The following is a 14,470-nucleotide window of genomic DNA, read 5'->3' on the forward strand; positions in this document are numbered from 1 at the left end:
CGGGGGACTTGAGGGACCGGACGGCGTGCGGTGACCGGGAGGCCGGGGCCCGAACGGCTGCCACTGCTGGTCGCTCATGCCGTGATCCCCCTCTCTTCGAGTGCGAGCTTCATCGAACGCAGTGCGTAGAACACGCGGGACCGCACGGTCCCGCTGGGGACTCCGAGCGCTTCGGCGGCCTCGTTGACCGTACGCCCCTTGAAGTAGGTCTCGACCAATGCTTCCCGGTGCGCGGGGGTCAAATCTTCGAGCGCGTCCGAGAGCGTCATCAGCCACAGCGCCTTGTCGATCTCGTCCTCCGCGGGAATGACCTCCAGCGGCGACGGATCGACCTCGCGCGGCCGGGCCTGCCGGCTGCGGTGGTTGTCGATGACGATGCGCCGGGCGACCGTCACCAGCCAGGGTCGGACGGAGCCGGTGGCCCGGTTGAGCCGGCCGGCGTTCTTCCAGGCACGGATGAGCGTCTCCTGCACCACGTCCTCGGCCCGCTGGCGGTCGCCCGCGACGAGTCGGAGGACGTACGCGAGCAGCGGCCCGGCGTGTTCGCGGTACAGCGCCCGCATCAGCTCCTCGTCCGGTATCCCGGAAGGGGACGGGGGCGGCTCACTGCGATGTCGAGCCCTGTGCGGACGGTCATCGGCCACGGCCGCATCCTTGCGCACCCGAACCTCCCGGTCGAGACCTCTGAAACGAGCTCCTGGACCATCGATACGGGGGCGGGCGCCGGTTCATTCAACGCCGGGCGGATTTTCTTTCCCCGGGCCGGACGAGCCGGGGTCTCCCGGGTCGTACGCGCCGGTCGTTCCCGAGGTCCGGCGCCGGTGGCGGGCGACCCGTTCGCGGTTGCCGCATACCTCGCCGGAGCACCAGCGCCGCCGCCCGCCGCGCGAGGTGTCGAGGTAGAGGCGGTGGCAGGCCTCCCCCTGGCAGCGGCGCAGGGCCGCCCGCGCGACCGGGTCGGTGAGCAGGTCCACCGCGTCCCGGGCGACGACGGCGAGGAGACCCGCGCAGTCGGGCGCGGCGCTCAGGGCCCGCACCAGGTCTCCGTCCGCACCGCGCACCGCGCGGGGGCCCGGAGGCGCGCCGGAGGCGAGGGAGTTGATCCGCTCCAGGGCACCGTCGGCCGACGGGCCGCCGAGCTGAGCATCCATCAAGCGACCGACGTCGGAGCGCAGTTCGCGGAAGCGGACCACCCAGGTGGCGTCCAGCGCGTTCAGCGCGGTGCCCGGCGGGACGAGCCGGGCGTCGGCCAGCCACTGGGCCAGGTGGCCCGGGCCGGCCAGCTGTTCGCAGGTGCCGGGCACCCCGCCCGCGCGTTCCGTGGCCACCAGATCGAGGCAGATCCGGCCCGCGTCGAACCGCCGCATCCGCGCCCCCCTGCCCCCTGCCATGATCCCGCTCACCGCCTTGGGTCACCCGGTGGAACGACCACCCCCAGAGTGCTCCTGTCGGGGCCCGGCCGGAACCCCCGCCGCCACCCCCGTACCGTGACGGCCATGGAGCACGAGGGGGAGATACGCATGGGCCCGCACGACGAGAGCACCGTGACCGGTCCCGGGGGGCTGCGGCTGCGCCGGTGGTGCGAGGAGGATCTGCCCGCGGTGCTGCGGGCGTACGAGGATCCGGCGATGCGGCGGTGGCTGGCCACCCAGGTCTCCGGGCCGGACGGGGCCGCCGACTGGCTGGAGGCGCAGCGTGCCGGGTGGGCGGCGGGCACCCGCTTCGCCTTCGCCGTGACGGAGAGCGGACGGGAGGACGAACTGCTCGGCAATGTCGTGATGAAGCAGCTGGATCTCGTGGACGGCCGAGCGGAGATGGGCTATTGGACGACGGCTCCGGCGCGCGGCCGGGGGGTGGCGTCGAGGGCGCTGGCGGCCCTGACCGACTGGGCGTTCACGACCTTCGCCGATCAGGGACTGGGCCGACTGGAGTTGCTGCACCAGAGGGACAACGTGGCCTCGTGCCGGGTGGCGGAGAAGTGCGGATACCCGTTGGCGCGGGTGGTCCCGGCGCTGCCGCCGGACTACCCGCTGGACGGCCATGTGCATGTGCGGGAAGCTCCGGCGGCCGCGACGGTCAGCCCGCCGGCGGATCGTCGTGGAGAAGCCGCTGGAACAGGTGGTGGTCGCGCCAGCGGGCGTTGATGTGCAGATAGCCGGGCGCGGTGCCGATCCGCTCGAACCCGGCCTTGGCGAGGACCCGTTGGGACGGGGCGTTGTCGGTGACGGTGGCGGCCTCGACGCGGTGCAGGCCCAGCCGGTCGCGGGCCGCCTCGCACACGGCGCGGACGGCTGCGGTGGCCAGTCCGCGTCCGGCGTGGCCCTCGTCGACCCAGTAGCCGAGGCGGCCGTTGCGGAACGGGCCCCGCTCGACGCCGGAGAGCGTGAAGGCGCCGATCACCTGGTCGTCGGCGTCCGCGAGCACCCAGGGCACGGCCCGCCCGGCGTCCCGGTCGGCCAGCAGGGCGGCGAGCCGGGCGGTCTGGCCCTCGACGGTGTAGAAGATGTCGGGGCGTACGGGTTCCCAGCGGCGCAGGTACGCGCGGTTGCGGGTGAGGGCCGTGGCGAAGGCGGGCGCGTCGGTGAGTTCGGCGGGCCGGAAGGCCACGTCCGGGGCGAGGAGATGGGTGCGGTCGGTCATCCGGTCACGCTAGCCGGGACGGCCGGGCTCCGGCTCGCGGGCCCGGCGGCGGCCCAGCTGCCTCGGAGGGGCCCCTCAGCGCCCGTACTTCGTGTCCGCCGACGGGTCCAGCGCCAGCCGGTAGCCACGCTTGACGACCGTCTGGATCAGCCGGGGCACGCCCAGCGCCGAGCGGAGCCGGGCCATCGCCGTCTCCACCGCGTGCTCGTCGGAGCCGCTGCCGGGCAGGGCCCGCAGCAGGTCGGCGCGGGCCACCACCCAGCCGGGGCGGCGGGCCAGCGCGTGCAGGAGGGCCATGCCCGCGGGCGGCACCGCGCGCAGTTCGTCGTCGACGAGGACGGCGTGGCCCCGGATCTCGACGCGGTGGCCGGCGATGGGCAGGATGCGGGCGGCCGCGGGGAGGTGGGCGCACATCAGCTGGACGAGGGGGCCGAGCCGGAAGCGTTCCGGCTGGAGGGTGTCGATGCCCCGGGCCTGGAGCGGGAGGGCGGTGACCGGTCCGACGCAGGCGACCAGCACGTCGTCGCGCAGGGCGCCGAGGACCTCCGGGAGCAGTCCGCGGGTCTCGGCCCGGCCCAGGAACGAAGCGGCGGCGGGGGCGCTGGTGAAGGTGATCGCGTCCAGGCCCCGGGCGGCCGTGACGTCGAGCATCCGGTCGAGCGGGGCGATGTCCTGCGGCGGCATCCAGCGGTAGACGGGGACGACAACGACCTCGGCACCCGCGGCCGTCAGGGACTCGACGAAGCCGGGCAGCGGTTCGCCGTGCAGCTGGAGGGCGACCCGGCGTCCGGCGACGCCTTCGGCGAGGAGCCGGTCGAGGACCTCGGCCATCGATTCGGACCCGGGCGACCAGGTCTCGGTGAGCCCGGCGGCCCGGATGGCGCCCTTCACCTTGGGGCCCCGGGCGAGGAGTTCGACCCCGCGCAGGGTCTCCAGGAGCGCGTCGCCGATGCCCCAGCCGTCGGCCGCCTCGATCCAGCCGCGGAAGCCGATCGCGGTGGTGGCGACCGCCACGTCGGGGGCGTCGCCGATCAGCTCCTCGGTGGCGGCGAGGAGTTCGCTGTCGTCGGCGAGCTGCACGATCCGCAGGGCGGGGGCGTGCAGGACGGCGGCCCCGCGGCGTTTGAGGAGCGTGCCCAGTTCCTCGGCCCGGCGGGCGGCGGTCACCCCCACGGTGAAGCCCGCGAGGGGGCCGTGTGTCGTGTCGTCGTCCTGCATGGCGTGTTCCCGGCTCCTGTGTTCCCGCTGGTGCGCGATGGTTCCCGCTGGTGGCCCGATGTGCGGAGGCCCGAGACTGCCAACGGTGCGTGACAGGCTCGGTTCCCCCGTATTTCCCCGCCGTTACGTCGCAGGACGCCGGACCGTGCCGTTTCTACACCTCCGCGTAACCGAGCTGGGCCCGGGCGGGCACCGGTGCCGGGCGGCGAAGGTATACCGCCCAGGTGAGCGTGGCGCACACCCCGTAGAAGGCGAGGAAGGACCAGAAGGCCGCGGTTCCGGTGCCGGAGGTCTGGAAGGACTGGCGGAAGGCGAGGTTGATCGCCAGGCCGCCGAGGGCGCCGACGGCCCCGATGAGGCCCATGGCCGCGCCGGAGAGCCGCCGCCCGTGGGCGGCTGCCGCCTCGCCGTCCAGGCCCCGGGCCAGCGCCTTGGTGTGGAAGATGCCGGGGATCATCTTGTACGTCGATCCGTTGCCGAGGCCCGTCAGGACGAACAGGGCGGTGAAGCCGGTGAGGAAGACGGGCAGCGATGTGGCCCCCGAGGCGTGGATGACGACGCCGGTGGCGGCGGCCATCGCGACGAAGGTGGCCAGGGTGATGCGCGCGCCGCCGTACCGGTCGGCGAGGCGGCCCCCGACGGGCCGGATCAGGGAGCCCAGCAGCGGCCCGATGAAGGTGAGCGAGGCGGCCTGGAGCGGGGTCCGGCCGAACTGGGTCTGGAGCACCAGGCCGAAGGCGAAGCTGTAGCCGATGAACGAGCCGAAGGTGCCGATGTAGAGGACCGCCATGATCCAGGTGTGCGGGTCGCGGACGGCCTCCAGCGCGGCTCCGGTGTCGTTCTTCACGGGCCGCAGGTTGTCCATGTGGAGGGCGGCGCAGACGGCGGCCAGGACGATCAGCGGGATGTACACGCCGAGGACGATCCGGGGGTGCGAGGCGCCCAGGGTGCCGATGACGAGCAGGCCGACGAGCTGGACGACGGGGACGCCGATGTTGCCGCCGCCCGCGTTGAGGCCGAGCGCCCAGCCCTTCTTGCGCAGCGGGAAGAAGGCGTTGATGTTGGTCATCGACGAGGCGAAGTTGCCGCCGCCGATCCCGGTGAGCGCCGCGACCGCGACGAACGTGCCGTACGAGGTCCCGGGCTCCATCACCCAGTACGCGGCCAGGGTCGGGACGAGCAGGCTCACCGCGCTGAAGATCGTCCAGTTGCGGCCGCCGAAGCGGGCGACGGCGAAGGTGTAGGGCACCCGCACCAGGGCGCCGACGAGGGTGGCGGTCGAGATGAGGAAGAACTTCCCGGCCGGGTCGATGCCGTACTCCGGTCCCATGAACAGGACCATCACCGACCACAGGGTCCAGATGGAGAATCCGATGTGCTCGGAGAGCACGGAGAACCAGAGGTTGCGGCGGGCGACCCGTTCGCCCTCCCGCTGCCAGAACGTCTCGTCCTCCGGCTCCCAGGTCTCGATCCAACGGCCTGCCATCACGCGCCTCCACAGGGGGTCGGGGTGTTGTCCCCGACGCTAGGGAGCCCGCGTTTCGGCGTGGTGCCGCGAGGTGACCGGTGCGCAACCTTGCTCTCACCGGGCCGTTCCCGGCCCGGTGAGATGCGGTGCCCGCTACCGCCGTCCGGCCAGAGCCGGGGCCCGCGTCGGGCGGCGACGTCCTCCACCCAGCCCACGGCGACGATCACGAGCGCGAGCAGCGGCCAGACGAACAGGGTCATCAGCAGGGGTAGATCGTCACGGCACGGTTGTTCGCGAGCGTGACCAGGCGGTCGAAGCGGGCCAGCCGGCCGGGCAGCTCCTGCCAGGACGGGGCGTACTGGAGCAGGATCACGCAGAAGCCGAGCGACCAGGTCGCCTGGGCCAGCGGGATGTCGTTGAGGTCCCAGCCGTCCGCGGTGAGGTGCCCGGAGGCCCACCAGAGCCCGAAGCCCATGACGATCGACGCCAGCGAGATGGTGAGGTAGCGCGGCACGTCCTTGAACAGGCCGTCGTGGTGGGCGAAGCCGAGGACCCAGCAGGAGCCGAACACCGCGAAATCGCTCAGCGCGTTGCCGGTCTCGCCCGGGATCGTCACCAGGCCGGTGCCGATCACGGCGGGCAGGCCGAGCGGGGCGAGCAGCGTCGTCCGGGGCAGCTTCCGGAACGCCCGGAGCAGCAGGGGCGAGGCGAGGACGAACCAGAGGTAGGCACGGATGCACCAGAGCGGCCCGGCCGCCTGGACCGCCCAGGTGTCCTCCAGCAGACCGGCCTTGTCACCGCTGGACCGGGGGAAGGGGGGTGCGCCGACCGGGAAGACGTACCAGGCCGGCTTGACGAACCACCACAGGCACTCCTCCTTCACCGGCTGCCAGCTCAGCGCGAACATCATTGGTCAGGAACGGTTGCGCATCAGTGACAGATCGGACGCGGGCAGCCAGGAGCCCGGCGGCCGGACCAGCCACCTCTCGGCAAGGGCCAACTGGTCAGTAGCGTTGCGCAGCGCGTCCACGCCGGGATGGCGCAGCCCCTTCCGCCAGACCAGCGACAACGGCGAAAGCGGAATCGGGTCGACGAGCGGGCGCAGCACGGTCCCGGGCAGCGGCGGGAAGTCGACGACGGCCAGCACGGGGTGGCCGCCCTTCTCCATGACCCGCTGGAACTCGGCCACGCCCACGGCGAGCGGAACGGGCGGGGCCATCACGATGCCCCACTCGGCGAACAGCGATGCGGCGAGGTCGGTCCACTCCCGCGTCCGCTCGTTGCCCGCCCCCGCGTAGACGGTCTGGCCGGACAGCTCGGCCAGGGCGACCGTCTCCCGCTCGGCGAAGGGGTGGGCCAGGGGCAGCATCAGGGCCATCGGCTCGTACCGCACCGGGTGCACGGAAAGCCCCGCCCGCACGGCGGGGGCGAGTCCGGCGGCCCGGCCGAAGGAGGCGTCGAGCCGGCCGGCCAGGATCTCGGCGGCCGCCCAGGTGAGCCCGGACTCGAAGCGGGCCATCAGCTCGCACTCGGGCACCAGCTCCCGGGCGCGCCCCAGCACCCGGGCGGCGGTGGCCCCGTCGCTGTTCAGGTCCACCAGCAGCGGTCGGGCGGGGGCGCCGCTGAAGGCCCCGGCGAGCTCGGCGTGCGCGTCGAGCACCCGGCGGGCGTACGGCAGCAGGCGTTCGCCGTCCGGTGTGAGCGCGACCTGCCGGGTGGTCCGGACGAACAGCTCGGTGCCCAGCTCGCGTTCCAGCCGCCGGACGTCCCGGCTCAGCGCCTGCTGCGCGACGAAGAGCCGGGCGGCGGCCCGGGTGAAGTGCAGTTCGTCGGCGACGGCGAGGAAGGCACGCAGGATCCGGGGGTCGGTGTCGGCGGGAGGCACACCGCGAATCTACCGCGCGGGACCTCATTCACAACACGTGCGCGTGAATCAGTGCGGAGCAGGTGTTGGACCCGGGCGGCGTGGCCCGGCGAGCCTGGTCCGTATGCCGATAACCCCTGCCGCCCGCCCGGAGACCGCCTCCCGGCCCGTCCGGGCCTCCGCTCCCCCGGCCATGCCCCTTCTCGCCGTCTCCGGCGGGCAGTTGGTCGCCGCCCCGCGCTCCGCGCCGTCGAGCGGCGAGCGCCGGCGGGCGCGGCCGTCGTCGAATCCGTACCTCCGGCTGCTGGCGACGCCCGGGGCGCGCGCCTTCACGGCGGGCAATCTGATCGCCCGGCTGCCGATGGGCATGCTCAGCGTCAGCGCGGTCATCATGATCGCCGGGTCCCGGGGCTCGTACGCCCTCGCCGGGGCCGTCACCGCGACCGGCCTGGCCGCGACGGCGGTCGTCGCGCCGTTCACCGCCCGGCTGGTGGACCGCTTCGGGCAGGCGCGGGTCGCCGTGCCCGCCACCGCGCTCGCCGTGCTGGGGTCGCTGGCCCTGGTGCTGTGCGTCCACCACGACACCCCGGCCTGGACACTGTTCGCCGCGTACGCCGCGACCGCGACGACCCCGAACACCGGCGGGATGTCGCGGGCCCGCTGGGCGCATCTGCACCGGGGCGATCCGGCGGCACTGCACACCGCGAACTCCTTCGAGCAGGCCGCCGACGAGCTGTGCTTCATGCTGGGCCCGGTGCTGGCCGCGGCGCTCTGCGGGGCGCTGTTCCCGGAGGCGGGCACCTTGGTGGGCGCGGCGCTGCTGATGACCGGCGTCCTGATCTTCGCCGCCCAGCGCGCCACGGAACCGCCCGTCACCCCGCGTACGAAGACGGTGGCCTCGCCGCTGCGTACACCCGAGATGCCCGCGCTGCTGGCGGTGTTCCTCGCGACGGGGGCGGTGTTCGGGGCGCTGGAGGTGGTCTCCATCGCCCATGCCGGGGGCGCGATCCTGGCGCTTCAGGCAGCGGGCTCGTGCGCGGCGGGCCTGCTCTACGGTTCGCTGCGCCCGGCCCGGAACGTCCGCCTCCGGCTGCTGCTGTGCCTGGCCGCGATGACGGCCCTGATGTCCCTGCCGCTGCTGGCCGCCGCGGCGACGGCCGCCCTGCCGGTCCTGGCGCTCTGCCTGCTGCTGGCGGGGGCGGCGACCGCGCCGACCATGGTCACGGGCATGACGCTGGTCCAGCGGGCCACGCGCCCGGAGCAGCTGAACGAGGGCATGACGCTCGCGGTGACCGCGCTGCTGGGCGGGGTCGCGGCCGGGGCGGCGGCGGGCGGCTGGCTGGTCGAGCACGCGGGCGCGGTCCCCGGTTATACGGCCCCGATGTCGGCGGCGGCCCTCGCGCTGGCCGTCGCGGCAGCCGGCGTCGGGTACGGCCGATGGCGGCGGACGTGAAAAAGCCGCTGCCCCGCGAGCGAACTCGCGGGGCAGCGGCCTACATGGGAATTGTGGAGATGGCGGGAATCGAACCCGCGTCCAACGGTGCGGAACCAGGGCTTCTCCGAGTGCAGTTCGCTGCGCTTTTCTCGGCCCCGGAGGTCACGCGAACAAGCCTCCGACAGGCCCAGCCACTGTTTGATTTCCTTCTCGGCCCCGTGGCCGGGCCGAGAAGTTTAGATCCCTAGTTGATGCCAGGATCCGGGTCGGGATCACCCCCGGGCTGACACTCCGCAGAGTCTTCGCTAGCTGCTAATTAGGCAGCGAGGGCGAAGGCGGAGGAATCGCGCTTGGAATTGGCGATTATTGTTTGCGACATATGGTTTACGAGATCATTGCCGCTTCCTCGACTCGCTTCCCCTGCTTCGACATCCGCTGTCGAAACCGATCATCCCCATGTGGTGTTTTCAAAACGCGCACCTTCGCTGAGGTGCACGGCCCATCGTACGTGACCAACACCGGACGATGCCAGCGCATTCCCCGTACGGGGGTCCTCAGGCGCTGCGCTGCCGCCGGCGGGCCGCCGCGATGGCGCGGTTCGTCTCCCGCGTGTCCTGCTTCTCGCGGAGCGTCTGCCGCTTGTCGTACTCCTTCTTGCCCTTCGCGAGCGCGATCTCGACCTTGACCCGGCCGTCCTTGAAGTACAGCGCGAGGGGCACGATCGTGTGGCCCGTCTCCTGGGACTTCGACTCCAGCTTGTCGATCTCGGCCCGGTGCAGCAGCAGCTTCCGCTTCCGCTTGGCCGTGTGGTTGGTCCAGGTGCCCTGGACGTACTCGGGGACGTGGATGTTGTGGAGCCACGCCTCGTGGTCGTCGATCTGCACGAAGCCGTCGACCAGGGAGGCCCGTCCCATGCGCAGGGACTTGACCTCCGTACCCATGAGGACGAGGCCGCACTCGTAGGTGTCGAGGATCGTGTAGTCGTGCCGCGCCTTCTTGTTCTGCGCGATCATCTTGCGCCCGGTGTCTTTTTCCTTCGCCATAGTGCGGTCATTTTCGCACTACGACCCACCCCCGAGGCCACTCAATACCGTCTCGGCCCGCTGCTGGGCCCGCTCCCCCACCACGAGGTCGGGGGTGATGCCCTTGCCGTCGACGTTGCGGCCGCCCGGGGTGCGGTAGTGGCCGACGGTCAGCTCGGCCACCGAGCCGCCCGGGAGCCTGCTGGGCATCTGCACGGAGCCCTTGCCGAAGGTGGGCGAGCCGACGGTGACCGCGCGGCCCCGGTCCTGGAGCGCACCGGTCAGCAGCTCGGCGGCGCTCATCGTGCCGCCGTCGACCAGGACGACGACCGGCCGGTCCGTGTCACCGCCCGGATCTGCGTACAGCGCGCGCTGATCCCCGCGTACGTCGTACGTGGCGACCAGACCGCCGTCCAGGAAGGCGGAGGCGGCGACGACCGCCTCGGCGACGAGTCCGCCGGAGTTGGCGCGCAGGTCGAGGAGTATCCCCGCCCCCTGGGGGGCGCCCCGGACCGCGTCCCGGACGTCGGCCCCCGCGCCCTTGGTGAAGGCGGCGACCTTGACCAGGACCGCCGACGAGGGCGCGTCGCCCAGCCGCCGCACGGTGACCGCCTCGGTGGTCAGCCGGGCCCGCTCCAGGGTCTCGGTCCAGCTCCGGCCCTCCCGGACGAGCCCCAGCTCCACCCGGCTGCCCTCGGCCGCTCCCGTACCGTCGCCGCGCAGTAACGCGACGACCTCCGCGACGGGGCGCTTGCCGATCGCGCGGCCGTCCAGGGTGCGCAGCAGATCGCCGGCGCGGATGCCGGCCCGGTCGGCGGGGCCGCCGGGCTGGACGCGGGAGACGGTGACATCGCCGCGGCCGGTGCGCCGGGCGGAGAGCCCGACCCCGGTGTACGTGCCGTCCAGCGCCTGCTCGAACTCCTCGTACTCCCGCTGGTCGTAGACCGCGCCCCAGCGGTCCCCGCTGCGGCTGACGACCTCCTCGGCGGCGTCCTTCACGGACTTCCCGTCGGCCTCGGCCTCGGCGGCGGCGTCCTCGATCTCGTGGCGGTCGACCGGGGCGACGGTGGAGGAGACGGCGCGGGTCTGCGGACCGGGCCCGGGTTCGGGGTCGTGCGGCAGCGAACCGGTCGCGGCGGCGGTGGCGAGAGCACACCCGAAGACCAATGTCAGAGCCGCCCCGCGGCGGAGACCGCGGGGCCCGAAGCGTTGAGCGGAGCCCGACATGGCGACGAGTCTAGGACAAACCCCCTGGGGCGCACGGGCGATCGCCCGTGCGCCCCAGGGGGCACATGTCACACCTTCAGGTACTTGCGCAGCGCGAAGAGAGCGGCGACGGCGGGCATCAGCAGCCCGATCGCGAGCACCAGCGGAAGCTTGGTCAGGACCGCGTCCCAGCCGATGAAGTTGATCAGGTTCAGCTTCTCCTGGAGGGCGAGGCCCCCGTCGATCAGGAAGTACCGGCCGCCGAGCAGCATGGCGCAGGCCAGCACACCGCCGATCAGACCGGCGACGGCCGCCTCCATGATGAAGGGGGCCTGGATGTAGAAGCCGGAGGCCCCGACGAGGCGCATGATGCCCGTTTCACGTCTCCGGCTGAACGCGGAGACGCGCACGGTGTTGACGATGAGGATCAGCGCGATGACGAGCATCAGGATCATCACGTAGATCGCGACGACGTTCATGCCGTTCATCAGCTCGAAGAGGTTGTCCAGGATGGACCGTTGGTCCTGGACGGACTGCACCCCGTCCCGCCCGGCGAACGCCGTCGCGACGACCTTGTACTTCTGCGGGTCGTCCAGCTTCACGCGGAACGACTCCTGCATCTGGTCGGGCGTGATGTTGCCCGCCATCGGGGAGTCGCCGAACTGCTCCTGGTAGTGCTTGTACGCCTCGTCGACCGTCTCGAAGTGGACCGTCTGGACGGCGTCCATCTTCTCCAGATCGGCCTTGATCTCCGCCTTCTGCTCCTTGGTGACAGCCCCCTTGGCGCACTTGGGCATGTCCTTGGCGTCGTTCTTGTTGCAGAGGAAGATCGAGACGTTGACCTTGTCGTACCAGTAGTCCTTCATCGTGCTGACCTGCTCGCGCATCAGCAGCGCACCGCCGAACAGGGCGAGCGAGAGGGCGACGGAGACCACGACCGCGAAGGTCATCGTGAGGTTGCGGCGGAGACCGACGCCGATCTCCGACAGGACGAACTGGGCGCGCATGGCGTCCTTTCAGTACTCGATGCTCGAAATGCACGAAGGGCCGCAGCCCCTCGGTCAGTGCTGGTAGCCGTAGACGCCGCGCGCCTGGTCGCGTACGAGACGGCCCTGCTCGAGCTCGATGACGCGCTTGCGCATCTGGTCGACGATGTTCTGGTCGTGGGTCGCCATGATCACGGTGGTGCCGGTCCGGTTGATCCGGTCCAGCAGCTTCATGATGCCCACCGAGGTCTGCGGGTCGAGGTTGCCGGTCGGCTCGTCCGCGATCAGCAGCATGGGGCGGTTGACGAAGGCGCGGGCGATGGCAACGCGCTGCTGCTCACCGCCGGAGAGCTCCCCGGGCATCCGCTCCTCCTTGCCGCCGAGGCCGACGAGGTCGAGGACCTGCGGCACGGCCTTGCGGATCTCGCCGCGGGGCTTGCCGATGACCTCCTGCGCGAAGGCCACGTTCTCCGCGACCGTCTTGTTGGGCAGCAGGCGGAAGTCCTGGAAGACCGTCCCCAGCTGGCGGCGCATCTGCGGCACCTTCCAGTTGGACAGCCGCGCGAGGTCCTTGCCGAGCACATGGACCATGCCCGTGCTGGCCCGCTCCTCGCGCAGGATCAGTCGCATGAAGGTCGACTTGCCGGAGCCGGAGGACCCCACCAGGAAGACGAACTCACCCTTCTCGATGTCCAGCGAGACATCGCGCAGAGCCGGTCGGGTCTGCTTCGGATAGGTCTTGGAGACGTTGTCGAATCGGATCACGGATGCACCACGGTCGGCCGGGAGTAGGTGAGCGTGACCATACGCGAACCGGGCTCACGCGTGCAGGCGGCGTCCGGCAATGGGTGTTTTATGGCGAATCACCCCCCCGGTACGAATCGGGTCGCGCCGGACCTTGTCCGGCGGGCCGCGCCGAAATCGCCGCGAGCTGGCACAGTGGTGGGGGGAACGGTTGCGTTTCCGTGAGCGTTGTGCGGAGAGAAAGCAGGCAAGCGGCTCCGCCGCGCGGGAGGAGGAATGCGCATGACCTATGACCGACTGGTGTGCGCGAACTGCGCGGCGCCCGTGAGCGAGGGCCGTTGCCGCGTCTGCCGTGCCGTGCGGCAGCAGATGCTGGAGGAGCAGGGCCAGGGCCCGCTGGCCGGGATGAGCCCGGCGATGCTGATCGCCCTGATGGTGGTGCTGCTGGCGGCGCTCGCGCTGCTGGCGCAGGCGGCCTGATCAGGCCCGAGCGGCCCGCGGGGCCGCCTCCCACTGCCCCGTCGGGGCCCACGGACGCATGCGTACGGCCGCCTGAGCGGTCCGGGTGCGCAGAAGGGCCCGGGAGGTGTCGTACGCCCTCCCGGGCCCTTCGTCATGCCGTGCTGCGCCGCGTACGGGCCTGATCCGCGCCCGCTACGCGTCGGCAGGGTCCGTCACGGTCCGCGGCGGACGTCGCCGCGGACCCGGATGCCGGAGCTAGGCGACCGTGCGACCGCCGCCGACCAGGCGCGGCAGGATGCGGAAGCCGATGCCGCCCGCGATCATCGTCGCGGCGCCGATGACCAGGAAGGTCGTCTCGGCCGCACCGGTCTCGGCGAGCTCTTCCTTGCCCTTGCTCTGCTCGACCGGCTTGTTGCCGACGCTGTCGGTGTCGGTGTTGTCGGTGCACTCGGCACCGTCGAGGTCGACGGTGCAGCCGGCGTCGCCGCCACCGGTGGTGGAACCACCGGTGGTGCTTGTGCCGCCCTGGTCGCCGCCACCGGTGTCGCCGGAACCGCCGGTGTTGCCGGAGCCACCGGTGTTGCCCGAGGCGCCGTTGTTACCGGAGCCACCGTTGTTACCGGAGCCACCGTTGTTACCGGAGCCACCGTTGTTACCGGAGCCACCGTTGTTGCCGGAGCCGCCGTTGTTGCCGGAGCCGCCGTTGTTACCGGAGCCACCGTTGTTGCCGGAGCCGCCGTTGTTGCCGGAGCCGCCATCTACGCCGCCGTCAACACCGCCATCCACGCCGCCGTCAACACCGCCATCTACGCCGCCGTCAACACCACCGTCGACACCGCCATCCACGCCGCCGTCAACACCGCCATCCACGCCGCCGTCAACACCACCGTCGACACCGCCATCCACGCCGCCGTCAACACCACCGTCAACGCCGCCATCGACACCGCCATCCACGCCGCCGTCGACACCGCCATCTACGCCGCCGTCAGCGCCCGCGTCGACACCGCCCGGGTCACCGTCGTCCAGCAGGTCCGCCTGGACCTGAACGTCCGCGACGCCGGTGTCGACGCCGATCTCCAGCGCCTGTGCCGCACCGGCCGCAGTCAGCGAGGCACCCGCGGCGATAACCGCACCAGCGGCTATCCGCGCGACGCGAACACGCGTCTTCTTCGTCATCTGTTGCTACCCCCAGTAGCCGATCTCGTCAGTGGAGCAGCCATATGCGGGCAGCGGGCCCTGGGGGTATCGCTCTCGGCAAGGCCACGTCGTGTCGTGGTCACCCCGCCCCGCCCCCCGGTACACACCCGTCCCAGACATACACATGCTGCTCCAGCACCCTGGCCAGAGTTAAGGATTACGTCAAGGCCGTTCCGTGCACTAGGCACCGATTTGGGGGGTGTTGACGGCTATTCGGAAGCGCGACTG

General features: G+C 71.9%; 14 protein-coding genes, 1 other RNA gene and 1 pseudogene. 3 read left to right on the plus strand and 13 right to left on the minus strand.

The annotated features are described in order from the left end of the window. Positions 1-74: 74 nt before the first annotated feature. Both RNL97_RS12085 and RNL97_RS12090 read right to left on the minus strand, forming a co-directional pair. Positions 75-662 carry a sigma-70 family RNA polymerase sigma factor gene (locus RNL97_RS12085; RefSeq protein ID WP_063834880.1) on the minus strand — a complete coding sequence of 196 codons (588 nt, stop codon included), beginning with the start codon at positions 660-662 and terminating at the stop codon, positions 75-77. A 66-nt stretch (positions 663-728) separates the two neighbouring features. Beyond that, on the minus strand, positions 729-1,391 hold the full coding sequence (locus RNL97_RS12090; protein WP_063834881.1) for a CGNR zinc finger domain-containing protein: 663 nt from the start codon (positions 1,389-1,391) through the stop codon (positions 729-731). Between the two features lie 105 nt (positions 1,392-1,496). On the opposite strand from RNL97_RS12090, the gene RNL97_RS12095 reads away from it, so the two are divergent. Beyond that, positions 1,497-2,144 (plus strand): GNAT family N-acetyltransferase, encoded by a 648-nt coding sequence (locus RNL97_RS12095; RefSeq protein WP_234313510.1) that lies wholly within the window; start codon positions 1,497-1,499, stop codon positions 2,142-2,144. Here the strand turns inward: RNL97_RS12095 and RNL97_RS12100 are convergent. From RNL97_RS12100 to RNL97_RS12120, 5 genes and pseudogenes are all read right to left on the minus strand, one after another. Beyond that, positions 2,077-2,640 (minus strand): GNAT family N-acetyltransferase, encoded by a 564-nt coding sequence (locus tag RNL97_RS12100; protein WP_030591884.1) that lies wholly within the window; start codon positions 2,638-2,640, stop codon positions 2,077-2,079. The genes RNL97_RS12095 and RNL97_RS12100 overlap by 68 nt on opposite strands. A 75-nt stretch (positions 2,641-2,715) precedes the next feature. Then, positions 2,716-3,858, minus strand: a complete 1,143-nt coding sequence (locus tag RNL97_RS12105; RefSeq protein ID WP_243314136.1) for a uroporphyrinogen-III synthase — start codon at positions 3,856-3,858, stop codon at positions 2,716-2,718. Between the two features lie 154 nt (positions 3,859-4,012). Further along, complete coding sequence (locus tag RNL97_RS12110) at positions 4,013-5,344, minus strand: nitrate/nitrite transporter (protein ID WP_030591890.1); 1,332 nt, start codon at positions 5,342-5,344, stop codon at positions 4,013-4,015. Continuing rightward, a pseudogene (locus tag RNL97_RS12115) lies at positions 5,344-6,239 on the minus strand (acyltransferase family protein); the annotation flags it as partial. The gene RNL97_RS12110 and the pseudogene RNL97_RS12115, both read right to left, overlap by 1 nt. Next, positions 6,240-7,211 carry a LysR family transcriptional regulator gene (locus RNL97_RS12120; RefSeq protein WP_030591893.1) on the minus strand — a complete coding sequence of 324 codons (972 nt, stop codon included), beginning with the start codon at positions 7,209-7,211 and terminating at the stop codon, positions 6,240-6,242. A gap of 103 nt (positions 7,212-7,314) precedes the next feature. Between RNL97_RS12120 and RNL97_RS12125 the strand changes: the two genes are divergently transcribed. After that, positions 7,315-8,643, plus strand: coding sequence for an MFS transporter (locus RNL97_RS12125; protein ID WP_313750683.1), 1,329 nt, complete (start codon positions 7,315-7,317; stop codon positions 8,641-8,643). Between the two features lie 51 nt (positions 8,644-8,694). On the opposite strand, the gene ssrA is transcribed toward RNL97_RS12125, so the two are convergent. The 5 genes from ssrA to ftsE form a co-directional block, all read right to left on the minus strand. Continuing rightward, positions 8,695-9,081, minus strand: a transfer-messenger RNA (tmRNA) gene (gene ssrA / locus RNL97_RS12130). A gap of 98 nt (positions 9,082-9,179) precedes the next feature. Continuing rightward, the gene (gene smpB, locus RNL97_RS12135) at positions 9,180-9,668 is read right to left on the minus strand and encodes an SsrA-binding protein SmpB (protein WP_030591899.1); all 489 of its coding nucleotides are present in this window, start codon (positions 9,666-9,668) and stop codon (positions 9,180-9,182) included. 18 nt (positions 9,669-9,686) lie between these two features. Beyond that, a complete protein-coding gene (locus RNL97_RS12140) occupies positions 9,687-10,874 on the minus strand; it encodes a S41 family peptidase (RefSeq protein ID WP_050500201.1) in 1,188 nt (395 codons plus the stop codon). Between the two features lie 68 nt (positions 10,875-10,942). Next, a complete protein-coding gene (gene ftsX / locus RNL97_RS12145; protein WP_006124948.1) occupies positions 10,943-11,860 on the minus strand; it encodes a permease-like cell division protein FtsX in 918 nt (305 codons plus the stop codon). A gap of 54 nt (positions 11,861-11,914) precedes the next feature. Further along, positions 11,915-12,604 carry a cell division ATP-binding protein FtsE gene (ftsE, locus tag RNL97_RS12150; protein ID WP_003968787.1) on the minus strand — a complete coding sequence of 230 codons (690 nt, stop codon included), beginning with the start codon at positions 12,602-12,604 and terminating at the stop codon, positions 11,915-11,917. Between the two features lie 261 nt (positions 12,605-12,865). Between ftsE and RNL97_RS12155 the strand changes: the two genes are divergently transcribed. Continuing rightward, the gene (locus tag RNL97_RS12155; protein ID WP_030591905.1) at positions 12,866-13,063 is read left to right on the plus strand and encodes a hypothetical protein; all 198 of its coding nucleotides are present in this window, start codon (positions 12,866-12,868) and stop codon (positions 13,061-13,063) included. A gap of 237 nt (positions 13,064-13,300) precedes the next feature. Here RNL97_RS12155 and RNL97_RS12160 read toward each other — a convergent pair whose 3' ends face one another. Continuing rightward, positions 13,301-14,221 carry an LPXTG cell wall anchor domain-containing protein gene (locus RNL97_RS12160; protein ID WP_313750684.1) on the minus strand — a complete coding sequence of 307 codons (921 nt, stop codon included), beginning with the start codon at positions 14,219-14,221 and terminating at the stop codon, positions 13,301-13,303. Positions 14,222-14,470 lie beyond the last annotated feature (249 nt).

It is taken from the genome of Streptomyces parvus, assembly GCF_032121415.1.
Classification (GTDB): domain Bacteria; phylum Actinomycetota; class Actinomycetes; order Streptomycetales; family Streptomycetaceae; genus Streptomyces; species Streptomyces globisporus_A.